Source organism: Streptomyces sp. NPDC001832, from assembly GCF_040297265.1.
Lineage (GTDB): Bacteria > Actinomycetota > Actinomycetes > Streptomycetales > Streptomycetaceae > Streptomyces.
Genome location: NZ_JBEOYU010000052.1, coordinates 1 through 22,832, shown reverse-complemented (window position 1 = coordinate 22,832; position 22,832 = coordinate 1). Strand labels below are relative to the sequence as shown.

Here is a 22,832-nt window from a genome sequence, read left to right as displayed (position 1 = left end):
AAACACGCCCCAGTGCTGCGACCGGCACTAGTCACTCGCTCGCGAAGCGAGCTGGGCCAAACGTGCTTACGGTGACGAAACGGACCCACGGTGGGCCGTCGCACGCATGTGAGCAACCAGGGAGAGGCCATGGCCAGCAAGGCTGAGAAGATCGTCGCCGGGCTCGGCGGTATCGAGAACATCGATGAGATCGAAGGCTGCATCACGCGCCTCCGCACCGAGGTCCACGACCCCAGCAGGGTCGACGAAGTCGCGCTCAAGGCAGCCGGAGCCCACGGTGTCGTCAAGATGGGAACCGCGATCCAGGTCGTCATCGGCACCGACGCCGCCCCCGTCGCCGCCGACATCGAAGACATGATGACCAGCCGACGAACCAGCCTCTGAGCCGAAGCGCTCAGCACCACGCAGGCCCTGCCCACCCGGACCGGGGCCTGCACCGCACCCGAATGGGCGCCACCCCGCACCCGATAAAGTCGATGCCATGTCTCGTATCGACGGCCGCACCCCCGAAGAGCTCCGCCCCGTCACCATCGAACGCGGATGGAGCAAGCACGCCGAAGGCTCCGTACTCATCTCCTTCGGCGACACCAAGGTTTTCTGCACCGCCTCCGTCACCGAAGGCGTCCCCCGCTGGCGCAAGGGCAGCGGCGAAGGCTGGGTCACCGCCGAATACTCCATGCTGCCCCGCTCCACCAACACCCGCGGCGACCGCGAATCCGTACGCGGCAAGATCGGCGGCCGCACTCACGAGATCAGCCGCCTCATCGGCCGCTCCCTGCGCGCCGTCGTCGACTGCAAGGCCCTCGGCGAGAACACCATCGTCCTGGACTGCGATGTCCTCCAGGCCGACGGCGGCACCCGCACCGCCGCCATCACCGGCGCCTATGTCGCCCTCGCCGACGCCGTCACCTGGGCCCAGCGCAAGAAGCTCGTCAAGCACGGCCGCAAGCCGCTGACCGACACCGTCTCCGCGATCAGCGTCGGCATCGTCGACGGCACCCCCCTCCTCGACCTCTGCTACGAGGAAGACGTCCGTGCCGAGACCGACATGAACGTCGTCTGCACCGGCGACGGCCGCTTCGTCGAGGTCCAGGGCACCGCCGAAGCCACCCCCTTCGACCGCAAGGAACTGGGCGCCCTCCTCGACCTCGCCACCGCCGGCTGCGCGGACCTCACCGTCTTCCAGAACGATGCCCTCGCCCGCACCCTCGGCGAATAGCGGCCTGATCAACTCTCCGTCGTGCACCAGGCCGTAATTCCAGACCCCACGCGGTGGCGCGGGTGAAGGAGCAACCGAATACGCACCACGACGCGTCGTTACGAACACGGGCGCACGGGCCGAACCGTGCGCCCGTCCGCGTATCCGCATCCGGGGAGGAACCGCACCATGGCCAAGGCCACCCGCCGCCGCATCACCATCGCGCTGACCCTGACCGCCCTCACTCTCACCGCGACAGCCGGCTGCGGCGCTGTCGACAAGGCGCTCGACTGCGTCCGCACCGCCGATGCCATCGCCACCAGCGTCGACAACCTCCAACAGGCCGTCTCCAACGCCTCGAACGACGCCACCCAGGCATCCGAAGCCCTCGACGACATCGAGAAGGAACTCGGCAACCTCGGCGACCAGACCGACAACGCCGACCTCGGCAAAGCCGTCGACGACCTGCAGTCCGGCGTCGGCAACGTCCGCGACTCCATCGACAAGGGCGACGCCACCCCCGACATCACCCCGGTCACCGACGCCGCCAAGGAGATCGGCAAGGTCTGCACACCCTGACCGCCCCCGATACTGGATGACATGACCCGCCTCATCCTCGCCACCCGCAACGCCGGGAAGATCACCGAACTCCACGCGATCCTCGCCGACGCAGGCCTCGACCACGAGCTCGTCGGCGCGGACGCGTACCCCCACATTCCCGACGTCAAGGAAACCGGCGTCACCTTCGCCGAGAACGCGCTCCTCAAGGCCCACGCCCTCGCGAAGGCCACCGGCCACCCCGCCATTGCCGACGACTCCGGCCTCTGCGTGGACGTACTCGGCGGCGCCCCCGGCATCTTCTCCGCCCGCTGGGCCGGCACCCACGGCGACGACCGGGCCAATCTGGACCTGCTCCTGGCCCAGCTCTCCGACATCGACAACTCCCACCGCCGGGCCCACTTCGCCTGCGCGGCAGCCCTGGCCCTCCCCGACGGCACGGAACGCGTGGTCGAGGGGCGCCTGGTGGGCACCCTGCGCCATACCCCGTCCGGCACGAACGGCTTCGGCTACGACCCGATCCTCCAGCCGGACGGCGACACCCGCACCTGCGCGGAACTGACCCCGGCGGAGAAGAACGCGATCAGCCACCGGGGGAAGGCGTTCCGGGCGCTGGTGCCGGTGGTGCGGGAGCTACTGGGGTAAGCCATGAGAATGGGCCGCCCTGAGGGGCGGCCCATTGCCAGGTGCGGCCGGTGGGATTCGAACCCACACGGGATTTCTCCCACGGCGTTCTAAGCGCCGATCGTCTACCTTTCCGACACGGCCGCCTGCCGCATCATCGTAGCCGGGAAGGTGCCGAGTAGGAGAGCGGGTTTGTCAGCCGTCCGAGGCAGCCCCTCGACGGGCTCGGTCAGATCCCGAGGTCCTTGATGATCTTGGCTACGTGACCGGTGGCCCTGACGTTGTAGAGGGCCCGTTCGACCTTGCCCTCTTCGTCCACGACGATCGTGGAGCGGATGACGCCCGTCACGGTCTTGCCGTAGAGCTTCTTCTCACCGAAGGCACCGTATGCCGCAAGGGTCTCTTTGGAGGGGTCGCCGACCAGGGTGACCTTGAGGTCCTCCTTCTCACGGAACTTGGCGAGCTTCTCGGGCTTGTCGGGGGAGACGCCGATGACGTCGTATCCGGCGCCGGCGAGCACGTCCAGATTGTCGGTGAAGTCGCAGGCCTGCTTGGTGCAGCCGGGCGTGAGGGCGGCCGGGTAGAAGTAGACGATGACCTTGCGGCCCTTGTGGTCGGCGAGTGAGATCTCGTTGCCGTCGGCGTCGGGGAGGGTGAAGGCGGGGGCAGTGTCGCCGGGCTGGAGTCGCTCGCTCATGGTTCTCCTCAGGTGGCACGGGGGGTCTACGGGTCCGAGCGTAATAGGGGTGCCGCCGGGTGAGTGGACAGTCGAGCTGACAGACTGTCGATGAAGGTATACCGGACGAGGACCACGGAGGCGGCGCAGTGTCGGATGCCAGGACCCCTGCGCAGATCGAGGCGGACATCATCAGCAGGCGTGAGCAGCTTGCAGTGGTGCTCGATGAGATCGGGGTGCGCGTGCACCCGAAGACGATCATGGGTGATGCGAAGGCCAAGGCCGCCGAGGCCGTGGACCGGACGGCCGGGCGGGCATTTGTCGCGGTGAACCGGACGGTGTCGGACGTGAAGGCGCAGTTTGTGTCCGAGGACGGCGCTCCGCGTCTGGAGCGGGTGATTCCGGCGGCGATGCTCGCGGTGGGTGTCGTGGGTTTGCTCGCGGCGTCGAAGCGGCGTCGGAAGAAGTGATGTCGCGGCCCGTGTACCCCAGAGGCGTGCGGAACCGTGGTGGACAGGTAGGTTGCGGGGCGTGAGCGAGAACACCGACGACAAGCTGCCCATCCGCATGCTGCATGACCGTGTGCTGGTCCGTTCCGATGCGCCGGAGGGCGAGCGGCGCTCGGGCGGCGGCATTCTGATTCCGGCGACGGCTGCGGTCGGCCGACGGCTGGCCTGGGCCGTGGTGGTTGCGGTGGGCCAGAACGTGCGGACGGTGGAGCCGGGCGACCGCGTGCTGTACGACCCCGAGGACCGTGCGGAGGTCGAGGTGCGCGGCGTGGCGTATGTGCTGATGCGCGAGCGTGATCTGCATGCGGTGGCGGCGGACCGGTTCGAGGGGTCGGTGGATTCGACCGGGCTGTATCTGTAGGCAGCAGCAGTTGCGAGCATGGCCTGGTGACCATTGTCACCAGGCCTTTTACTTGTTCTTTGCTACGGTGGAGCCACCCCGACGAGACGCGCCGTACCGGGTTTCGCAAAGACGACGCACCCCCTGTTGTTCACATGTTCTGTTTTGTCGGAGGTGCCGTCGTGGCGTGGGTTCTGCTGGTTGTCGCCGGTCTGCTTGAAGTGGCCTGGTCGATCGGATTGAAGTACACGGAGGGGTTCACCCGGCTGTGGCCGAGCGTGTTCACGGGTCTCGGGATCGTGGGGAGCATGCTGTTGCTGTCCCAGGCGGCGAAGACGCTGCCGATCGGTACGGCGTACGGCGTGTGGGTCGGTATCGGTGCGGCCGGGGCGGCGATACTCGGCATGGTGGTGCTGGATGAGCCGGTGACCGCCGCCCGGATATTCTTCATCTCTCTGCTGCTGGTGGCCGTGGTGGGGCTGAAGGTGACCTCCGGTCACTGACCCGGCGCCGGGGGGCCTGGGGCGCCCGGGAGGAATTCGTGGCCGCCCCCGCCGTTGTCACCGCCGCGGGGGCCGCTGTTGTCCCAGTCGCTGTTGTCCCAGTCGTTCTCCACGCCGCCGATTTCCATTTCGCCGCCGGTTTCCGTGCCGCCGGTGGCGGGTTCGCTGATCCCGGGGCTGAAGCTCTCCTCGGTCGGCGGGGCGGTTTCTTCGGCGCCGCTTTCGAGGGTGAGGTCGAAGTTCGTGACCGTGGTGCCGCGCAGCGCGGCCTCGGTGTACTGAGCCCAGGTCTGGGCCGACGCGCCGCTGCCGTTGATGCGGGCCAGTCCGAGTGCCCCGTAGAGCGGTTTCTGTACGCCGGTTTCGGGGTCCTGGCCCATGACGGCGATGACGGTGGTGAGCTCGGGGGTGTAGCCGGCGAACCAGGCCGCCTTGTCGTCCTCGGCGGTGCCGGTCTTGCCCGCGGCGGGGCGGCCCGCGCCCTGGGCGGCGGTGCCTGAGCCGCTCTCGACGACGCTCTGGAGAATCGCGGTGGTGGTGTCGGCGGCTTCGCGGCTGACGGCCTGCTCGGTGTTCCGGTCAGGGAGTTCCAGGTCCGCGCCGCCCTTGCTGACCTTGTCGACGAGGGTGTACGCGCTGTGCCTGCCGTGGTTGGCGAGGGTGGCGTACGCCTCAGTCATGTCGAGGACGCTGGCGGTGGCGACGCCGAGCGCGATGGACGGGTACGGGGTGAGGTCGGGGGTGTTCTTGGGAAGGCCGAGGCCGATGGCGGTCTGCTTGACCTTGTCGGGGCCGACGTCCTCGGCCATCTGGGCGTAGACGGCGTTGACGGACTTGTCGGTGGCGATGCGGACGGTGATGGGCCCGTAGCTGATGTCGTCCTCGTTGGCGGGGGCGTATCCGGTGGGTCCGTTCAGGCCCTGGACCATGCGTCTGTTGGTGCCGTCGTACTCGGTGTTGGGGGTGATGCGCTGACCGTCCTGGGCGGTGGAGCCGTTGGCGACGGCGGAGGCGAAGACGAACGGTTTGAAGGTGGAGCCGACTTGGTAGTCGCGGCGAGTCGCGTTGTTCACGTACTGCTTGACATAGTCGACGCCGCCGTACATGGCGACGACACGGCCGGTGCCGGTGTCGATGGAGGCGCCGCCGACGCGGACGTTTCGGTCGGCCTCGCGCTCTGTGCTCGTCTGGGACATGACGTTGTCGTCGACGGCTTTGACGAGCGCGTTCTGTTTCGTCTTCTCCAGTGTGGTGGTGATCCGGTATCCGCCGGTGGCCAGGGTGTTCTCGTCGATGATCTTGTTGCTGGCGAGGTAGTCCTCGACGGCCTGGACGATGTAGCCGCGCTGTCCGGAGAGCCCGGTGGACGGCTTGACCTTGCCGGGTACTGGGAATTTCATGGCGGCGCGTTCGCCGGCGTCGAGCCACTTCTCTTTGACCATGCCGTCGAGTACGTAGTTCCAGCGGGCGAGCGCCGCGTCCTTGTTCTCGGGGTGGACGATGACGTCGTACGCGCTGGGTGCCTTGAGCAGGGAGGCGAGGTAGGCGCCCTCGGCGGTGGTGATGTCGCCGATTTCCTTGCCGTAGTAGGCCTGTGCGGCGGCCTGGATGCCGTAGGCGTTGCGGCCGAAGTAGCTGGTGTTGAGGTAGCCCTCGAGGATCTGTTTCTTGGACTGCTCGCGGTTGAGTTTGACCGCGATGAAGAACTCCTTGACCTTGCGGACGATGGTCTGTTCCTGGCCGAGGTAGTAGTTCTTGACGTACTGCTGGGTGATGGTCGAGCCGCCCTGTTTGCCCTGCCCGGTGAGGGTGTTCCAGGCGGCGCGGGCCAGGGCCTGGAGGTCGACGGCCCGTTCGGAGTAGAAGTCGCGGTCCTCGGCTGCCAGGACCGCGTGCTGGACGGTGAGCGGGACTTGGGCGAGCTTGACGCTCTCCCGGTTGACCTCGCCGGAGCGGGCGATGACGCTGCCGTCCTTGTAGAGATAGACGTTGGACTGCGCGGTGGCGTTGGCGTTGGCGGGCGGGATGCCGACGAGTTGGTATCCGGCGATGAAGCCACCGATCAGGAGCAGGGCGACGACGAGGACGGTGCCCAGGACCATTCGCCAGGTGGGGACGGCGCGGCGCCAGCCGGTGCGCTTGGTGCGCTCGGGCTTCTTCACCTTGCCGGCTTCGCCGCCCTGCTCCGTACTGTTGCCGCCGTTGCCGCCGCGGGCGGACGGGTCCCTGGGGTCCCAGCCCCAGGGTTCGTGTTCCCCGTTCGGCTGCTGTGGCTCGTCGCTCATTTCCGTGCAGACTCCTCGGCCGCGGTCAGTTCCCCCATACTGCCCTTTTCCATGGAATAAGCAGCGGATCGACCCCTGAAAAGCAGTCGCGGCGGCCGTCTCCACTGGACTAAGGTCTTGCGCTTTGGTGCCCAACGCCGTTGGGTGCCCGGGCGATGGGGGTGGTCGCGGTGCGGTTATACGCGGTGGTGGCGGCGGGAGGGTTCCGGCGCTACGCCACTTACCGGACCGCGACGGCGGCGGGAGTGTTCACCAACACCGTCTTCGGTTTCATCATGGCGTACACCTATGCGGCGCTGTGGGACGAGCGTCCGCAGCTCGGCGGTTACGACATGCCCGAGGCGCTCACCTATGTGTGGCTGGGGCAGGCACTGCTGATGACCTGCGCCATGATGGGCGGCGGTTTCGAGGACGAGCTGATCGAGCGGATCCGTACCGGCGATGTCGCGATCGACCTCTACCGCCCGGTGGACTTCCAACTCTGGTGGATGGCAGGAGACGTGGGGCGGGCCGCGTTCCATCTGCTGGGCCGCGGCATCATGCCGATGCTGCTGGGTTCGCTCGTCTTCGATCTGGCGCTGCCCGCCTCGCCGGGGCTCTGGCTGGCCTTCCTCGTCTCGGTGGCGCTTGGAGTCGTGGTCAGTTTCGCGATCCGCTATCTGGTGGCGCTCTCCGCGTTCTGGCTGCTGGACGGGGCGGGGGTGTCGCGGATGACGGCCCTGGCCGGGATGTTCTTCTCCGGGATGCTGCTGCCGCTGACGGTGTTCCCCGGGGTGCTGGGCGATGTGGCGCGGGTGCTGCCGTGGTCGTCGCTGCTTCAGGTGCCGGCCGATGTGCTGCTCGGCAAAAGCACGGGGTGGCGGCTGGTGGAGGCGTACGCCTTCCAGTGCGGCTGGGCGCTGACGCTGCTGCTGGTGGGGCGGTTGGTGCAGTCGGTGGCGACGAGAAGGGTGGTGGTCCAGGGTGGCTGAGACGGCCGGTGCGGTGAAGGCGGCCGAGGCGGCGGACGCACCCGAGGTGGCGTTCGTCGAACGGCCGAGGCTCGTCGAGGGGGTCCGGGCGTACGGGCTGATCGCGGCGATGTGGCTGCGCTCGACGATGGCGTACCGCGCCTCGTTCGCGATGACGGCGTTCGGGGACTTCGCGGCGACCGCCCTCGACTTCGTCGCGATCCTGCTGATGTTCCAGCACGTGGATGCGCTGGGCGGATACACGCTGCCGGAGATCGCGCTGCTGTACGGGGCCTCGGGCACCGCGTTCGGTCTCGCGGCCTTGGTGATGGGCTCGATGGAACGGCTGGGGCGGCGGGTGCGCGACGGCACGCTGGACACACTGCTGGTACGGCCGGTGCCGGTGCTCGCCCAGGTCGCGGCGGACCGGTTCGCGCTGCGCAGGATGGGGCGGGTCACCCAGGGGGTGCTGGTCCTCGGGTACGCGCTGGTGACGCTGGACATCGGATGGACACCGCTGAAGGTGGCGATGATTCCGCTGATGCTACTGAGCGGGGCAGCGATCTTCGCGGCGGTGTTCGTGGCCGGGGCGGCGTTCCAGTTCATCGCGCAGGACGCCTCCGAGGTGCAGAACTCCTTCACGTACGGAGGGAACACGCTGCTCCAGTACCCGCCGTCGATCTTCGCGAAGGACCTGGTGCGCGGGGTCACGTTCGTGGTGCCGCTGGCCTTCGTGAACTGGCTGCCCGCGCTGTATGTGCTGGGCCGGGACTATCCGCTGGGCCTGCCGGACTGGGTGGCGTTCCTGCCTCCGGTGGTGGCGGGCCTGAGCTGGCTGCTTGCGGGCCTGGCCTGGCGCTCGGGCCTGCGCGCGTACCGCAGCACAGGCAGTTGACGAAAACTTCGAGCAGGGCGAGGGCATCGGACATGAACGCAGAAACCGACACCGACACCGACACCGACACCGGAACCGGAACCGGCACCGGAACCGGCACCCACATCAGCCCCGGCACCGGCTTCATCGAACTCGACAACGTCGAAAAGGTCTTCGACGTGCGCCGGAAGACCGGCTTCATGCGCAGTGAACGCCGCCAGGTGCGAGCCGTCGACTCCATCAGCTTCCGCGTCGCGCGCGGCGAGATGGTCGGCTACATCGGCCCGAATGGTGCCGGGAAGTCGACCACGATCAAGATGCTGACCGGCATCCTCACCCCGAGCGGCGGCCGGCTGCGGGTGGCGGGCATCGACCCTTCCAGGGAACGTACGAGGCTGGCGCACCGGATTGGTGTGGTGTTCGGCCAGCGCACCACGCTCTGGTGGGACCTGCCGCTGCGCGACTCGTACCGGCTGATGCACCGGATGTACCGGATTCCTGACGCCCGCTACCGCGAGAATCTGGAACGCTGCGTCGAACTCCTCGATATGGGTGAGCTGTTGGACGTACCCGTACGACAGCTCTCGCTGGGTCAGCGGATGCGCGGCGACATAGCGGCGGCTCTGCTGCACGATCCCGAGGTGCTGTACCTGGACGAGCCGACGATCGGCCTGGACGTCGTATCCAAGGCCAAAGTCCGTGGATTCCTACGCGACTTGAACGCCGAACGCGGCACGACCGTACTGCTCACCACGCACGATCTGACAGACATCGAGCAGCTCTGCAAGCGCGTGATGGTGATCGACCACGGCCGTCTGATGTACGACGGGGCGCTTGCCGGACTGCATGAGGTGGGCGAGAGCGAGCGGATGCTGGTGGTCGACCTGGAGCGCCAACTCCCGCCGATCCGGATTGAGTCGGCGCCTTCGATCCGTACCGTGAAGGTGGAGGGGCCGCGCCAGTGGCTGGCGTTCCCGGCCTCGGAGTCGGCCGCACCGCTGGTCGCCCGGATCGCCGCGGACTACCCGCTGGTCGACCTTTCGGTACGGGAGCCCGACATCGAGGCCGTCATCGCGAAGATGTACGCGTCGGGCGGCGGCATGTAGACCGGTGACGGGAGCGTATGGCCCGTCCCCCGTCCCCCGTCCCCGTGCCCCGTCCCCTGCGCCCGCCGTCAGAGCTGGTCGGAGTCAGGCCGTTCGGGTTGCAGGGGCGGCAGCTCCACCAGTGAGCCCAGCCGCTGATAGCCCTTGTCATTCAGGTGGAGATGGTCGCCGGAGTCATAGGCGGGCAGCAGCCGGGTCGGATGGGACGGGTCGCTTGCCGCCTTGTCGAAGTCGATGACCGAGTCGAAGATCCCGCCCGCCCGGATCAGCTCGTTGACCTGTTCCCGTACGGCGTTCTGCGCGGGTGTCCAGGTGGGGAACCCCTCGTACGGCATCAGTGTCGCCCCGACGACCCGCAGCCCTTGTGTGTGGGCGCGCTGCGTCATGGACCGCAGGGCGTCCGCGATGCGCTGAGGGTCGGTCTCCTGCGGGAACTGCTGCACATCGTTGACGCCGAGCGCGATGACGACCGTGTTCACTCCGGCGACGTCCAGTACGTCGCGTTCGAAGCGGGCGCTCGCCCGTACCCCGCGTTTGTCCCCTCCGTCGCGCAGGACGCGATTGCCCGCGATACCGGCGTTGACCACCCCGTACCGGCCGTTCAGCTGGTCGGCGAGCACGTCGGGCCAGCGGCTGTTCGCGTCGAGGGTGGAGCCGGTGCCCGCGGTGAGCGAGTCGCCGATCACCGCGACCGTTCCGGCGGCGGTCTTGTTGTGTACGTCGACGGCGGTGAGGTAGCGCCAGTCGGTGGTGCGCCGGGTGCCCCGCTCGTCCTCCACGTACGACGTCTGGTGGGAGCCCGGGTGGATGGTGACGGGGCCCTCGGCGGTGGGGGTGCGCAGGGTGACGACGAGATCGGCGTCGGCGGCGACCGGGACGAGCACCGGGTCGCTGACGATCTGTCCGCCCGCGGCGATGGTCACGGCGCCGGCGCCCCCGAACGTCACGGGGCGGTCGTTCACCGTGACGTGGTCCACGACCAGCGGGTGCGTACCGAAGAGATTGGAGAGGGTGATGCGAGCCGCGTCGCCGCCGATGCTGGTGTGCACGACGTTACGGATGGTGCGCCCGTTCAGGTCGCTGCCGTTGTATGTCTCGATCACTCCGGTCGAGGGGGCCGCCGCCCAGGTGCCGAGCCAGAGACCGGAGGAGTGGGCCGGTGCGGCGGGCGTACGGGCCACTGACCCCGCGTCGGGTGCGGCGATCTGCTCCGACCGGGTGCCGGAGCCGGAGAAGAGCAGGGAGCAGACGAACGCCAGTGTGGTAGCGAGCGCGGCGGTGCCCGCCACGAGGGCGACGAGCAGGGCGTACCCCTGGCGCCTGGGCATGGACGGTGTGTCTCCTAGCGGTAAGGCCGACCGGCATGACGACTTCCCCCACGACAGGGCGGGCTCCCTGTCGTGGGGGAAGTCGTCATCGGACTGATCCCATGATGGGGCATGGCGTCGGGAACTCGACGGGCGGCCCGGGAGTAGGTCAGGTAGGGACAATGCGTACGAGACACCGGGGGCGATACGTACGCGGACGGGTGGAGCGGATGGAACGGATCGATGGGACCGGACCCGGAAAGCAGGGTGCGGGGCAGCCGGAGCGTGCCCGGAAGCAGGTGAGGGGCGCGGCCCGTCCCGCGCACGCAGGGCGCCCGGCACCCCTCGCCTCGTTCGCGTACACCGCAGCCGACGAGGAGAAGCGGCGCGGCGTACGCCGGATGAAGACCACCGCCACGGGCCTCCTTCTGCTGGTCGCGCTGGTGTACGTCCTCGCCACCTTGGCGAAGAACGCGGGTGTGGGCGGCTGGCCGGGCTTCGTCGCCGCGGCCGCCGAGGCGGGGATGGTGGGTGCGCTGGCCGACTGGTTCGCCGTCACGGCGCTGTTCAAGCGTCCGCTCGGCCTGCCGATCCCGCACACCGCCATCATTCCCACCAAGAAGGACCAGCTCGGAGCCTCCCTGGGGTCCTTCGTCGGTGAGAATTTCCTCTCCGGCGATGTCGTACGGAGCCGTATCCATGCCCTGGGCATCGGTGGCCGGCTCGGTGCCTGGCTGGCCGAGCCGGATCACGCAGACAGGGTCACCGCCGAGGCGTCGACCGCGCTGCGCGGTGCGCTCACGGTGCTGCGGGACTCCGATGTGCAGGCCGTGGTGGGGGAGGCGATCACCCGGCGGGCCAATGCGGCGGAGATCGCCCCCGGTCTCGGCAAGATGCTGGAGAAGATCGTCGCGGACGGCGGCCACCGCAGGATGGTGGACCTGATCTGTGTGCGCGCCCACGACTGGCTCGTGCTGCACGGCGATTCGGTGATGGACGCGGTGCAGGGCGGGGCGCCGGGCTGGACGCCGCGGTTCGTCGACAAGCGGGTGGGGGAGCGGGTCTACAAGGAGCTGCTGCGCTTCGTCACGGAGATGCGGGACATGCCGGGGCACCCGGCGCGCGGTGCGATCGACACGTTCCTGGCGGACTTCGCGGCCGACCTCCAGACGGACGAGGACACCCGGGCAAGGGTGGAGCGGCTGAAGGCGGAGATCCTGGGGCGCGGCGAGGTCCAGGAGGTCATCACATCGGCCTGGTCGTCGGTGCGCACGATGATGATTGCGGCCGCGGAAGACGAGCAGAGCGAGTTGCGGCTGCGCGCCCGGGCCTCACTGCTGTCGTTCGGCGCGCGCCTGGCGACGGACGAGCGGATGCAGGCCAAGCTGGAGGGCTGGCTGGAGGACGCGGCGGTCTATGTCGTCACGACATACCGCGCGGAGATCACGTCGTTGATCAGTGACACGGTCGCGAGCTGGGACGCGGACCAGACGTCGAAGAAGATCGAGGCGCACATCGGCCGTGACCTGCAGTTCATCCGGATCAACGGCACGGTGGTGGGTGCGCTGGCGGGGCTGCTGATCTATACGGTGACGTGGGCGCTGGGGGCGTAGGGCCCGGAGCCTCTTGAGGTTCGGGGACTCCCGTGTCCCGTTTTCCTGTGTGCCGTTTTCCCGTGTCCCGTCTTCCTGTGTCCCCGGAGAGGGGCCGGGTGCGTACCCGTCCTGCCGTACAGATACGCACCCTATTTAGGGGGAGTGCTCTTTGGTACGCACACGGCCCCGCCCGGGTTCAACGCGACCGGCAGATAATCACCGGCCATCCTTACGTGATTCAGGCGACCCGGCGGGTGACCGCCCACGATGCCGCGGCCACGCTGCCCGCCACAGCGAAGACTGCGGGCCAGGCGCCGATCTTCTTGGCCAGCGGGTGCGCACCGGCGAACCCGGCGACATATGCGGTGGTCAGCCCGACGGCCGCACGCGGTCCGGCCTGCTGGTTCCACTCGTACGCGGCAACGCTGCCCGCGGCGGCGAGGGCGACCCCGCCCAGCGGCCGCTTCTTGGTCCACCGTGCGACGGCGTACCCGCCGACCAGCCCGCTCGCCGCCACCGCCGCTGCCGGAATCTTCGCCATTTGCAGCCACCTCCGCTTTCTTGTCCGTGTTGTCCGGACTCGCCTCGAAGTCCGGGTCTTCGAGGCTAACGCGATGTGCGTACTTTCGGCCGCCGAGGGGTGCACAAGCGTTAACACCTGAGCGGTGAACAGGCATGCACCTCTGCGCGAAGCCCCTGCCGATCAGCCGAACTCTTCGACGCGCCCCCAGCCGCGCCACCCCGTAACGGCGCCACCCCGGCACGAGCGCGGCGCGGCTCGTACCGGGGTGGCGGTCGGACAGTGGGGGCGGGATCAGCTGAAGACGACGGAACGGAGCTTCAGCCGGCTGGAGGCGTGGCCGCCGTGCGGCCTGAGGGTGAAGTAGTCGCCCTCGCAGTCGACGTCGGTGAAGACAGTGGCGCTCGCGTCGGTGAGGTTCCACGGAGTGTGGGCGGGGTTCGACGAGCTGGGGTCGGCGACCTCGGGCAGAGTGATGCACACCCTGCTCGGCGGGTCGAACAGGAAGCCGACCTGCGGGGAGCCGTCGAGAGCGGTGTACCTGTAGCTGAATTCACCGGAGGCCGCACTGGCCGAGGACGGCACGGCGACGATGAGCGCGAGCGCGCCGAGGGCGGCAGCCACGGTGGAACGAAGACGCATGAAGGGCACTCCTTGTACGGGAAGAAACCGGAACCGGCCCAAGTCTGTGCCGCTGACCTGCGGTTACTGCCAGATGTAGGGTTCCGTCACCCGGACGGGAGCTGCTGAATCGGTTCTGCCGACGGCCATGTGGGTCATGCACCGCGTTCGCCGAGTTGACCGCCCGTGCGGCCGGAGCACGACAGCACGGACGACTCTTTGGAGTTGTGGCCGCTTCCGGCCACAGCACTCAGGAGCGCCTTCGCCCCCGTTACGGCCAACGAGCCGTGACGGGGGCGGCCTGAAGGTCCCTTTGCGGAAGGCGTCAGTTGGCGGGGGCCTGGTAGAGACCTCGGCCGGCGCGGTCCGCCCGGGAAGTGGCGACGAGCCGGTCGAGGGTGCTGCGTACCGTGTTGATGCTGTTGGGGGTGAGCTCACGCCCCAGAGCCTCCGTGACCTCACGGGCCCGGACAGGGGTGTCACCAAACGCGTACAGCGCCTTCATAGCCATCTCGGTGAGGCTGCCGCTGTCGTCGACGGCAGGCGTGGAAGGCGCTGCCTTCTTCGGCGCCCTGGCCTTCGCAGGCTTGGCATCCTTCGCGGGCGCGGCGGCCTTGGCGGACTTGCCACCCCTCGCGGGCTTGGTGGCCTTGGTGGCGACGGCCTTCTTGGCCTGTCCGCGCTCGCTCTTCGGCTTGGCGGGAGCCTGCTTGCGGCCCTTGGGCGCAGACGCCTTCCGGTTGGTACGGCGCGCGGGGGTGGTCTCTGCCGGCTCCTGCGGGGCCTCTGCCTGGACGGCGGAGTCGACGGAACCCTGAGCTTGCCGCGGAATCTTGGGAGCGGCAACGCTCTCCGCCTCAGCCTCGGCCTTGACGTTCTCCGCCTTGACGCCGTCCGCCTCCGCGTGCGCGGAGGGAACAGGAGCGGTGGACAGCACGCGCAGGGCCGTCAGAGCGGTCCGTACCGACTCCAGGCGCTCGGTGACAGCCGCGAGTTCCTTTTCCAGAGCCTGCTGGTGCTCTTCCAAGCGCGGAAGTTCCGCCTGCAGCACGGCCGTTGTCGCATCGATGGTGCCGAGCGTGTTGGTCTCGGAGGTCATTTTGTCGCCCTTCTCTCCCGGCCGACCTTTGGTGACCGATGTGCAGCAGCGTACGGTGCGTTGTGTTGTGGCCGGAAATCGACCTTCGGCGCGAACTGCCGAGAGCCACCTTCAACGCTGACTGTCAGTCTCCTGAAACTCCCTCCGCGCGTCCCGGAGACGACCCCATCGGCACTCGTTTGGCCGCACGTGCTTCACTGGAGCCGGCGCTCCTCCAACCCCCTCCACCACAACCCCCTGCCGTCAGCTGCTGACGGAGGTAAGGGTTGCTAACGAGTCAGCGACCGCGAACCCGGTAGCCGGAATGTGAGTGGACCACAGACAGGCGGATCCCCAACCGGCCACTGTCAGCCCATGACGCACCTCTGGGATCGCGTCAGGTGGCTCCGGGCGCACGGAGTGTGCGGCGAACAGCGTTGCGGAGCCAGTGGTGGGCTCCGTCGGCTGCGTGGCGGGGGTGCCAGGCCATGCCGATGGTCAGGGGCGGCAGCGGCAGGGGAATGTCGAGGAGGCACAGGCCGAGGGCGGTGGCGGTGTGGGTGAGAGGCGATTCGGGGTTGCCGGGAAGTGCGGCGGGGACGAGGCAGACGACGTCGCTGCGGGCTGCGAGGGCCATTGCCGCCAAGTGGCTGGGGAGGACTGCGGTGACGCGCCGATGGAGGTCCCGCTCGGCCAGGGCGGTGTCGAGAGGGCCGGTGAACCGGCCTTGTCGGCTGACCACGACGTGTTCGGCGGCAGCGAGCCGCGCCGGGTCCAGGGCTTTCCCCGCGAGGGGGTGGCCCGGGCGGACGGCCGCCACCATCCGGAGCGTGACCAGTTCTTCGATCAGGGTCTCCGGGTCCACGTGGTCGATGCATCCGACCTCCAGATCGATCCGGCCGTCGCGGAGGGCCGGGCCGTCCTCCAACTCCTCGCCCCGGAGCCGGAACGAGACGCCCGGCGCCTCCTGCCGGGCCAGGAGCAGCAGTCCGGGGGCCAGCGCCGCGCCGACCAGGTCGGCGGCCTGGAGGGTGAAGGTACTGCGCAGGGTGGCGGGGTCGGCGCCTTCGCCGGGGCTGAGCAGCGATCCGAGGCGGCGCACCACTGCGGCGGCTTCGTCGCGCAGAGCCAGGGCGCGAGGGGTGGGGACCATGGTCTGTCCGGCCCGCACGAGGAGCGGGTCCTGGAGGGTACGTCGCAGGCGGCCGAGGGTGCGGCTCATGGCGGCGGGGGAGGTGCGCAGGCGGGCGGCGGCGCGGGTGACGCTCTGCTCGGCCAGCAGGGCATCCAGCGCGACGGCGAGGTTGGCGTCAAGGGCCGAATGTGGGCTGTTCACCAGCGTAATTCCACTCCAGGCAATATCTCCTTGCTGAAGTGCCCATTGTGGCATCGCCGGGGCTCTCCCCAGGATGGTGGCGTACCGAACCGAACACGAACCTTGAGGTTTTCATGGTCGCCATCACTGCCCCCACCGGGAACTCCGAACCGCCGGTCACCGCGTTCATGCTCGTCAAGACCACGCCCGAGTGGCTCGCGCTGACCGTCCCGGAGCGGATCGACGCCTTCACCACCCAGGTCGTCCCCACGATCGAGGCCAGGACCACCGGCGTCCGGTCACGCTTCTACGACACCGAGTTCTACTCCGCGCGCGTCACCGACGTCTGGGTCTGGGAAGCGGACGATCACCACGCCTACCAGCTCCTCATCGACGCACTGCGCGAAACCCCTTTCTGGGACCGCTACTTCGAGGTCGTCGACATCCTCGTCGGTACCGAGAACGGCTATGCCCGCAACTACAACATCGACCCCGCTGCCACCATCAGCACCTGACACACCGCTCCGCGTCAGTGAGCGTGTGGCCGTTCAGCGGACACTCCCCCGCCAAGGCGCCGAGGCCGAGCGTGCCACCGGGCTCAACTACCCGGTGTGCACTGGAGAGCCGGATGACCGGGAAACCGTCATATCCGGTTCGGCGGGAGGCCGCGCGGAACAGGATCTGCCACGTCAGACACCTCGCCGCGCGGCCGACCCAACCGCGCGAGGTTGCCGATCTCCCGAGAGAGTCCGCGCGCGGGCGTGCCCAGGCCCACTCAGGGGCGCTTGGTGCGCCACAGCCACCCGCAGCCGGCCACCGTCACGACGAACAGGAGGGCGACGACCGTCCAGCGCAACGCCTCGGAGACGGAGCCGTCGTTGGGGGCGAAGACGAGGAAGTACCAAGCGAGATGCGCGACCACGGGGGCGATGCAGGTCACTGTGAGACCGGTCCACTTCTGGGTCCGGTTCCAGTGGTGGGAGCGGCACACGATCACGATGGCCGTGATCATGAAGGCGAAGGAGAGCCAGGTCCAGAGGATGTTCTCTCCCACGTAGGGCAGGGCATCGGCGAGCACCAGGAAAAGGAGTGGCAGCCATGCCGGGGAGCGGCGCCGGCGGGGCTTCCCGGCGGGCGTGGTGGGGGTGTGGCCGAGTTCCTGGAGCGCCGTGGCGGCGATCGTGCGCGGGTCGCCGACCTCGTGGAGGATCTCGCGTATGCCGCCAGGGCGTTCGGCGAGCGCGACGTGGATGTGCTCGCTCAGATCGGCTACGAGTTCCTGGCGGGCGGCCGGTGGCAGCGCCGCGCTCTCGCGTTCCACGGCTGCGAGGTAGTCCCGGACCAGAGTGTCGTCGGTCTTCAAGAATGTGCCCTTCCAGGATCGCGCCGATCCTCGGTGTTCGGTGTGAGGAGGTGGTCGACGGCGTCGCGGAACGCGGGCCAGATCCCGGCGAACTCCGCGAGCGCCGCGCGTCCGGTCTCGGTCAGTTCGTAGTACCGCCGTGGTGGACCGGACGTCGACTCCCTCCAGGTGGTGGCGACGAGCGCGTCCCGTCGCAATCGCGACAGCAGGGGATAGACCGTGCCCTGACTGGTCGCCAGCGTGCCAGTCCTCTGCAGCTCGTTCAGCAGCTCGATCCCGTACTTGGGTCCGTTGCGCATCAGAGCCAGGACGCAGTACTCCAGAACCCCCTTGCGGAGTTGGCTCTCGACCTTCTCCTGCCTCGCATTAATGGGTTCCATGCATAGCATCGTACCAGGCGAACCGACTTACTTGGCAGCTGTGTTGGTCGCACGATCGTCGGCACATGCCCCGAAAGGCGGTATTTCGGGCCATAGTTGGGGGCCGACTTTGCCGATGACCGGCTCCGGTCGTCTCAGCTCCGAACGTCCCCGGGTGTCCGCACCTCCTGGCCGGCCGACGGCGTCTGTCGCGCACCGGCGCGGTCCAGTCCCAGTCGCAGAGCGATGGCGATCAGTGCGGCGATCGCGAACCCGGCTCCTGCCCAGGCGAGTTGGCGGGCACCGTACTCGGCCATGACCCAGCCCCCCACAGCGGTTCCGATGCTGATGCCGAGGTTCGAGAACGAGATGAAGAGGCTGTTGCCGAATTCGGGCGCGTCGGCAGCATCCCTCCCCAGCCAGCTCTGGCTCACGATGAGCCCGCCGGAGTGCACGGCCCCCCAGACCAGTACAGCCAGAACCATCGGCGTGAACAGCGGGCCGACGAAGTACAGGAGCACGTAGACGAGCAGACACAGAACGGGGTAGGCGACGACGGTGCGAATCAGGTTGCGCCGCAACAGTCCGCCGAAGACGAAGTTCCCAAAGATCATGATGACGCCGAACGCCATCAGCATGGCGCTGACCCAGGTGCCGTCCATGTGCGTGACCTGGCCGAGGAACTCGGCGAAGTAGCCGTAGACCGAGAACATCGCCGCGAAGACAAGGACGACCGACGCGATGGTCAGCCACATCCGGAACCGCTTGAGAACGTTCAACTGGGCACCGTAGGAAACCCGTTGCCCGACAGGCATCGGCGGTACGAACCGCAGGATGCCGACGAAGGCGATCAGATTGACGAGTGCGCCGAACCAGAACGCCGACGCCAGGGACACATGCTCGGCGAGGTACGAGGTCAGTGGCACACCGAAGGCGAAGCCGACGGTGACGCCGCCGAACACGGTCGTGGTGGCCCGGGTCGCGTCCTCGGCGGGCACCAGCCGTGCGGCGGTCGCGAGCGCGACCGCGAAGAACACCGGATGGAAGAGGGCGGGAATGACGCGGAAGGCCAGCATGACCTCGTACTGCGTGGTGAGAGCGTAGACGGCGTTGGAGACGGCGAACACCGCGATTGCGGCGGCGAGCACCTTCTTACGGTCGATGCCGGAGGCGAGCAGCGTTGTGAATGGTCCCGACACGGCGATGACCAGGGCAAAGGCCCCGACGAGCCACCCCGCGGCGGACGGCGTGACACCGAGCTCGGCCGAGACCTGGGGGAGCACGCCGACCATGCCCATCTCGGTGGTGATGATCCCGAACACGCCCAGGGCGAGCACCAGGACGGTGAGGGAGGTCTTTCTCATGACAACCTTTCATCAAATCTAGAAAAGTAGATGCATTGCGCTGCGGGAGAGGGCATACACGGGAATCGGGTGGACTGAGGGCGGGCTACAGCTCGTCGCGGACGTGCGCGGCGAACTCGGCGATCACCGTTTCGTCGCGTCGGTAGTAGGTCCACTTGCCGATGCGTTCCGAAGTGAGCAGCCCCGCGTCCTTCAGGGTCTGCAAATAGCCGGACACCACCGACTGGGCCAGCCCGGCACGCTTCTGGATGTCGCCGACGCACACACCGATGTGGAAGCCGAGCCCCTGCTGCTGGTAGGAGTCCTCGTCGAAGTACTTCGCCGGATCCTTGAGCCACTGCATGAACTGCAGGCGTGCGGGGTTGGCGAGCGCCTTGTGCACGGTCAGGGGATCCATCGGTCTGCCTCTCAGTCCACCTCTTCATCGGTACGCATCTAACTTTCGCGATATGTAGCGACAAGTCAAATCGACCGAGAAATCCTGCGGAGAAGCCCGCCACCACGCCGTGCCGGCCGGGGCGGGCTCACGGCCTCGGGCGTCAGCAGTTGTAGGAGTGCGCGACGCGGTCGAAGCGCCCGGCGAGCAGGTCCGCGCGGCGGATGACCCAGCCCAGTTCGCCGTCACCGTCGTCGAAGACCGAGTCCTCGCCGAACTCAACGAGGTTCAGCCACGGCCCCCCTTCATCGCCCCCACCAGCCTCTTCAAGGGCCCTGCTGTACAGCTCGTCGAACCTCTCCGGATCGTTCCTGACTGTGATGACGGCTTCTTCCCTCTTCCGCAGAAAGTCACTGCCGTAGTCGGCCCGCGAGTAGGGAGGATTCAGTTCCACGCCGCGTAGCTTCCCGGTCGTTCGTTCTATGACCGGCGGGTGCCCGACCCGGGCTGCGTACTCCTCAACGGCCGACAGGAGCTGTGCGTACAACTCCTTCCCGTCGCCGTCGAAGGCATCGTCGTCCAATTCGTCGTGGGGATCCAGGAGCCAGTCGAGGAAATCCCACGCCGAGGCGCACTGGAGAATCAGCGCCTTCCGCGGGAGTACCTCCTGTACGTCTTCGTCCTCGTCATCGGCGTATCGCTCCGCCGGAGCAGGGCGCACGGCCATCCCGGTCCCCGGTGGTACGTGGATCACCTGGGCAATCTTGCCGTGCGAAGCGTAGTAGTCCGTGTCGGCGAACAGTAGGAGATGGCCTTCCCGGGGGATGCCGTCGTCGAGGGGCTGCTTCGGTATCGCCGCGAGATCGAGGGAGGCGACGAAGTACGCCCCCAGCTCCCATGGGGCGTCGAGGGGCATCTCCGGCAGCCCTCCGACGTATCCGACCACGTGGTCCTCGGGCCCGACTCTGTGCGGATCCTCGAGACGCAGGTGCACTGTCGGCTGGACATGCCACAGGATGCGGGTGATGGCGTCATCGGAAACCCCGTGCTGCCGGGCGAAGGACCGGAAGGCACTGGTGTCCGCAGTGACGGCTTCAAAGGGCACGTTCGTTCACGTCCTGACGGGTGGTCGGCAAACTCCGGCCAAGGGATTGGCCTCGGTGATCAGGCACACTAGGCCACCGGTCTGACAACGCCGCTCGCCTTGATGGCGTGAAGCACATAGAGCGGCCCCCGGCGGTGCGGCAAACACCAACCGAGGCGGCCCTGCCGGGTGAGGGTCGACCTCGCACGCGGCTGGGATCGCGACGATCGCGGCCTGAGCGCGCGATCCGTACCCGTCGGGAAAAATTGACGCGTCGGAAACTTCCGACGTACCGTTGCGGCATGCCAACCGATGTGTTCGGCGTGCTGGCCAATCCAGTGCGCCGCAAGCTGCTCGAATCCCTGCGTGCAGGTCCGCGATCCACGGGCGATCTGGCCGGCCTGTTCGAGCTGGGGCGCCCGGCGGTCTCCGAGCATCTGGCGGTGCTGCGCTCCGCCGGCCTGGTGCGCGAGGAGCCCCGCGGCAGGCAGCGGTTCTATCACCTCCAACCGGGCGGCCTCGCCGAGGTCGGTGAGTGGCTGCATCTGTTTGAGCACTACTGGAAGCAGCGGCTGCAAACGCTGGCCGACGTACTGGACGAGAAGAACGAGAAGAACGAGAAGAACGAGAAGAACGAGAAGAACGAGGAGAACACCCCATGACCGAGCATGCTGTGATCCGTTGCGAGCAGCTTCTGCCTCACCCACCCGCCGCGGTCTGGACCGCACTGACCGACCCCGAACTCCTCGCCCGCTGGTGGGTCCCCGGCGACATCAAGCCGATCGTCGGCCACCGCTTCACCCTGGACATGGACGGCTGGGGCGTTCAGCCGTGCGAGGTGACCGCGGTCGAGCCCGAGCGGCTGCTGAGCTATCGGTTCGCCGAGGGATCGCTGGACACGATCATCACCTGGCGGCTCGAACCGGAAGGCAGGGGCACCCGCTTGCTGCTCGAGCACGCCGGCTTCGACATCGACTCTCCGATGGGAAAGCATGCCTACCACGGCATGAGCGAGGGCTGGCCGCACGTCCTCGGCCGCATCGACGCTGCTCTGGCCAAGCCCACTGCCTGACCTTCGATCAACGTCTTGGTCCTACCGCCACCTGCCCATCCTGCTGGTGTCAGCACTCGTTGGCCATGGCCAGTTCGTCGTAGCGGCGCTCCGCGATCTGCTCCCAGGTCCCCGTGATGAGGGTGAGGGAATTGTCCCCGTCGGAGATCGCGCTCTCCGGGATGCGGGCGAACAGGACGTGCCCGTATTCCTCCGGCGAGACTTGCCAGGCGCCGGAGTGGCCGCCGAGCTGGATTTCGTGCCGGTACGGGACGTCGACGACGTCACCAATTCTCTCGACCAGCTCGTCCACGAGGCGTGCCCGCTCGGCGTCCCCCTTGGCGTAGTCGACCACTTCCGGGACGTCGGACCAGCTGGGAAAAGTGTCGGGTTCGGTCGTGCCCGGTACGGCGTAGAGCGGGAACGGCTCGTACGTCTCCGGGGCGTCCTCCTCCTCGGATTTGTTGTCCCGCGTGTGGTGCTCGACGGTCTCGGCACCTGCCGGCAGGTGGAGGACGGCGCCGGCCGCCGGGTAGTCCGCGACGTTGGCGAAGATGACCAGGTGGCCGTCGGCGGGAAATGCGATGTCGAGGACGCCGGTGGGTATGGCGGCGCAGTCGATGGTCACCGCGTGCGGTACGGGCAGGGGCGGTTCCATGCCCTCGGGCAGGCGCGGCAGCCCACCGGCCTGAGCGGCCGGACGAGCGTCCTCTTTCAACTCTTCCGGCAGGCAGCCGTAGGGGCAGAGGTAGACGCAGGGGCGCAGGAGGCGGAGGAAGGCTTCGGCCACTGACTCGGGTATTTCGAGGGCCCGTCCGGCGTCGAGGACGGCTTCACGCACGGTCGATTTCACGGACGTGACTGTGTCATCCGCCACCGACACGTCTGCGGTCAGGGTCGAGGCTCGCTATCCGGTCATCGAACGCAGCGGAGACCGCCGCCGGCGTATGGGAAACTTGCATCTCGGAAGTGCCTTGCTGATCGTGCCTGGTGGAGCCTCAAGAACTCCCATCATCGCAGGTCACAAGGCACTTCCTCGTTTTCCTAGGCGTTATCCACAGGCAACGATCGGTAGATCGATGCTTAGCCGACCGTGAAGGCGCCGACCTTGAAGCTGTCGCCGCAGACGCTGAAGTAGCCGCCCTGCGAGCCGTCCGCCTTCAGCACGTTCACCGT

Annotated in this window: 27 protein-coding genes, 1 tRNA gene and 1 riboswitch; of the genes, 14 read left to right on the top strand and 14 right to left on the bottom strand. The window is 67.9% G+C overall.

Features of this window, described 5'->3' with window-relative positions:
* Window positions 1-129 precede the first annotated feature (129 nt).
* The 4 genes from ABT115_RS27540 (at window position 130) to rdgB (ending at window position 2,401) form a co-directional block, all read left to right on the top strand.
* Entirely contained in the window at window positions 130-384 is a 255-nt protein-coding gene (locus ABT115_RS27540) for a PTS sugar transporter subunit IIB (protein ID WP_351795184.1), read from the top strand.
* A gap of 97 nt (window positions 385-481) precedes the next feature.
* Complete coding sequence (rph, locus tag ABT115_RS27535; protein ID WP_351795181.1) at window positions 482-1,219, top strand: ribonuclease PH; 738 nt, start codon at window positions 482-484, stop codon at window positions 1,217-1,219.
* 168 nt (window positions 1,220-1,387) lie between these two features.
* Window positions 1,388-1,777, top strand: coding sequence for a DUF8711 family protein (locus tag ABT115_RS27530; RefSeq protein WP_351795178.1), 390 nt, complete (start codon window positions 1,388-1,390; stop codon window positions 1,775-1,777).
* 21 nt (window positions 1,778-1,798) lie between these two features.
* On the top strand, window positions 1,799-2,401 hold the full coding sequence (gene rdgB / locus ABT115_RS27525) for an RdgB/HAM1 family non-canonical purine NTP pyrophosphatase (protein ID WP_351795176.1): 603 nt from the start codon (window positions 1,799-1,801) through the stop codon (window positions 2,399-2,401).
* A gap of 42 nt (window positions 2,402-2,443) precedes the next feature.
* Here rdgB and ABT115_RS27520 read toward each other — a convergent pair.
* Together ABT115_RS27520 and bcp are read right to left on the bottom strand one after the other, a co-directional pair.
* Window positions 2,444-2,526: transfer RNA gene (locus ABT115_RS27520), tRNA-Leu, on the bottom strand.
* 83 nt (window positions 2,527-2,609) lie between these two features.
* Entirely contained in the window at window positions 2,610-3,077 is a 468-nt protein-coding gene (gene bcp / locus ABT115_RS27515; RefSeq protein WP_351795173.1) for a thioredoxin-dependent thiol peroxidase, read from the bottom strand.
* 128 nt (window positions 3,078-3,205) lie between these two features.
* On the opposite strand from bcp, the gene ABT115_RS27510 reads away from it, so the two are divergent.
* The 3 genes from ABT115_RS27510 to ABT115_RS27500 all read left to right on the top strand — a co-directional run bounded on the left by ABT115_RS27510 (window position 3,206) and on the right by ABT115_RS27500 (window position 4,408).
* A complete protein-coding gene (locus ABT115_RS27510) occupies window positions 3,206-3,526 on the top strand; it encodes a DUF3618 domain-containing protein (protein ID WP_351795170.1) in 321 nt (106 codons plus the stop codon).
* A 61-nt stretch (window positions 3,527-3,587) separates the two neighbouring features.
* Complete coding sequence (locus tag ABT115_RS27505) at window positions 3,588-3,926, top strand: GroES family chaperonin (RefSeq protein WP_327274989.1); 339 nt, start codon at window positions 3,588-3,590, stop codon at window positions 3,924-3,926.
* A 56-nt stretch (window positions 3,927-3,982) separates the two neighbouring features.
* Window positions 3,983-4,047: riboswitch (guanidine-III (ykkC-III) riboswitch) on the top strand.
* A 40-nt stretch (window positions 4,048-4,087) separates the two neighbouring features.
* Complete coding sequence (locus tag ABT115_RS27500; RefSeq protein WP_351795167.1) at window positions 4,088-4,408, top strand: DMT family transporter; 321 nt, start codon at window positions 4,088-4,090, stop codon at window positions 4,406-4,408.
* On the opposite strand, the gene ABT115_RS27495 is transcribed toward ABT115_RS27500, so the two are convergent.
* Window positions 4,402-6,693, bottom strand: coding sequence for a transglycosylase domain-containing protein (locus ABT115_RS27495; protein WP_351795164.1), 2,292 nt, complete (start codon window positions 6,691-6,693; stop codon window positions 4,402-4,404). The genes ABT115_RS27500 and ABT115_RS27495 overlap by 7 nt on opposite strands.
* A 170-nt stretch (window positions 6,694-6,863) precedes the next feature.
* On the opposite strand from ABT115_RS27495, the gene ABT115_RS27490 reads away from it, so the two are divergent.
* The 3 genes from ABT115_RS27490 to ABT115_RS27480 are packed head-to-tail and all read left to right on the top strand — an operon-like array spanning window position 6,864 to window position 9,623.
* Entirely contained in the window at window positions 6,864-7,664 is an 801-nt protein-coding gene (locus tag ABT115_RS27490; RefSeq protein WP_351795227.1) for an ABC transporter permease, read from the top strand.
* Window positions 7,657-8,538, top strand: a complete 882-nt coding sequence (locus ABT115_RS27485; RefSeq protein WP_351795162.1) for an ABC transporter permease — start codon at window positions 7,657-7,659, stop codon at window positions 8,536-8,538. The genes ABT115_RS27490 and ABT115_RS27485 overlap by 8 nt, the downstream gene beginning before the upstream one ends.
* 32 nt (window positions 8,539-8,570) lie before the next feature.
* Complete coding sequence (locus ABT115_RS27480) at window positions 8,571-9,623, top strand: ABC transporter ATP-binding protein (RefSeq protein ID WP_351795159.1); 1,053 nt, start codon at window positions 8,571-8,573, stop codon at window positions 9,621-9,623.
* A 68-nt stretch (window positions 9,624-9,691) separates the two neighbouring features.
* Here the strand turns inward: ABT115_RS27480 and ABT115_RS27475 are convergent, their stop codons facing one another.
* Window positions 9,692-10,951 carry an SGNH/GDSL hydrolase family protein gene (locus tag ABT115_RS27475; RefSeq protein ID WP_351795157.1) on the bottom strand — a complete coding sequence of 420 codons (1,260 nt, stop codon included), beginning with the start codon at window positions 10,949-10,951 and terminating at the stop codon, window positions 9,692-9,694.
* Between the two features lie 209 nt (window positions 10,952-11,160).
* Here ABT115_RS27475 and ABT115_RS27470 point away from each other — a divergent pair, with 209 nt between their 5' ends.
* The gene (locus ABT115_RS27470) at window positions 11,161-12,543 is read left to right on the top strand and encodes a DUF445 domain-containing protein (RefSeq protein ID WP_351795154.1); all 1,383 of its coding nucleotides are present in this window, start codon (window positions 11,161-11,163) and stop codon (window positions 12,541-12,543) included.
* 220 nt (window positions 12,544-12,763) lie between these two features.
* Here the strand turns inward: ABT115_RS27470 and ABT115_RS27465 are convergent, their stop codons facing one another.
* From ABT115_RS27465 to ABT115_RS27450, 4 genes are all read right to left on the bottom strand, one after another.
* Window positions 12,764-13,066 (bottom strand): hypothetical protein, encoded by a 303-nt coding sequence (locus ABT115_RS27465; RefSeq protein WP_351795151.1) that lies wholly within the window; start codon window positions 13,064-13,066, stop codon window positions 12,764-12,766.
* Between the two features lie 273 nt (window positions 13,067-13,339).
* A complete protein-coding gene (locus ABT115_RS27460; protein WP_351795148.1) occupies window positions 13,340-13,687 on the bottom strand; it encodes a hypothetical protein in 348 nt (115 codons plus the stop codon).
* A 304-nt stretch (window positions 13,688-13,991) separates the two neighbouring features.
* The gene (locus ABT115_RS27455) at window positions 13,992-14,765 is read right to left on the bottom strand and encodes a hypothetical protein (RefSeq protein WP_351795145.1); all 774 of its coding nucleotides are present in this window, start codon (window positions 14,763-14,765) and stop codon (window positions 13,992-13,994) included.
* A 376-nt stretch (window positions 14,766-15,141) separates the two neighbouring features.
* Window positions 15,142-16,080 carry a LysR family transcriptional regulator gene (locus ABT115_RS27450; RefSeq protein ID WP_351795142.1) on the bottom strand — a complete coding sequence of 313 codons (939 nt, stop codon included), beginning with the start codon at window positions 16,078-16,080 and terminating at the stop codon, window positions 15,142-15,144.
* Window positions 16,081-16,193: 113 nt separating this feature from the next.
* Between ABT115_RS27450 and ABT115_RS27445 the strand changes: the two genes are divergently transcribed.
* A complete protein-coding gene (locus tag ABT115_RS27445) occupies window positions 16,194-16,574 on the top strand; it encodes a darcynin family protein (RefSeq protein WP_351795139.1) in 381 nt (126 codons plus the stop codon).
* Window positions 16,575-16,834: 260 nt separating this feature from the next.
* Here ABT115_RS27445 and ABT115_RS27440 read toward each other — a convergent pair whose 3' ends face one another.
* The 5 genes from ABT115_RS27440 to ABT115_RS27420 all read right to left on the bottom strand — a co-directional run bounded on the left by ABT115_RS27440 (window position 16,835) and on the right by ABT115_RS27420 (window position 20,626).
* The gene (locus tag ABT115_RS27440) at window positions 16,835-17,422 is read right to left on the bottom strand and encodes a DUF1700 domain-containing protein (RefSeq protein WP_351795136.1); all 588 of its coding nucleotides are present in this window, start codon (window positions 17,420-17,422) and stop codon (window positions 16,835-16,837) included.
* Window positions 17,419-17,802 carry a PadR family transcriptional regulator gene (locus ABT115_RS27435; protein ID WP_351795133.1) on the bottom strand — a complete coding sequence of 128 codons (384 nt, stop codon included), beginning with the start codon at window positions 17,800-17,802 and terminating at the stop codon, window positions 17,419-17,421. The genes ABT115_RS27440 and ABT115_RS27435 overlap by 4 nt, the downstream gene beginning before the upstream one ends.
* A gap of 134 nt (window positions 17,803-17,936) precedes the next feature.
* Window positions 17,937-19,145, bottom strand: a complete 1,209-nt coding sequence (locus tag ABT115_RS27430) for an MFS transporter (RefSeq protein WP_351795129.1) — start codon at window positions 19,143-19,145, stop codon at window positions 17,937-17,939.
* Between the two features lie 85 nt (window positions 19,146-19,230).
* Window positions 19,231-19,542: an ArsR/SmtB family transcription factor gene (locus tag ABT115_RS27425; RefSeq protein WP_351795126.1), complete on the bottom strand. Its 312-nt coding sequence runs from the start codon at window positions 19,540-19,542 to the stop codon at window positions 19,231-19,233.
* A 142-nt stretch (window positions 19,543-19,684) separates the two neighbouring features.
* Window positions 19,685-20,626: a DUF1963 domain-containing protein gene (locus ABT115_RS27420; RefSeq protein WP_351795123.1), complete on the bottom strand. Its 942-nt coding sequence runs from the start codon at window positions 20,624-20,626 to the stop codon at window positions 19,685-19,687.
* Between the two features lie 281 nt (window positions 20,627-20,907).
* Between ABT115_RS27420 and ABT115_RS27415 the strand changes: the two genes are divergently transcribed.
* Both ABT115_RS27415 and ABT115_RS27410 read left to right on the top strand, forming a co-directional pair.
* Window positions 20,908-21,267, top strand: a complete 360-nt coding sequence (locus ABT115_RS27415) for an ArsR/SmtB family transcription factor (protein ID WP_351795120.1) — start codon at window positions 20,908-20,910, stop codon at window positions 21,265-21,267.
* Entirely contained in the window at window positions 21,264-21,677 is a 414-nt protein-coding gene (locus ABT115_RS27410; protein ID WP_351795117.1) for an SRPBCC family protein, read from the top strand. Before ABT115_RS27415 ends, ABT115_RS27410 begins: the two co-directional genes overlap by 4 nt.
* 49 nt (window positions 21,678-21,726) lie before the next feature.
* Here ABT115_RS27410 and ABT115_RS27405 read toward each other — a convergent pair whose 3' ends face one another.
* Entirely contained in the window at window positions 21,727-22,509 is a 783-nt protein-coding gene (locus ABT115_RS27405) for a YwqG family protein (protein WP_351795114.1), read from the bottom strand.
* Window positions 22,510-22,832: the final 323 nt, after the last annotated feature.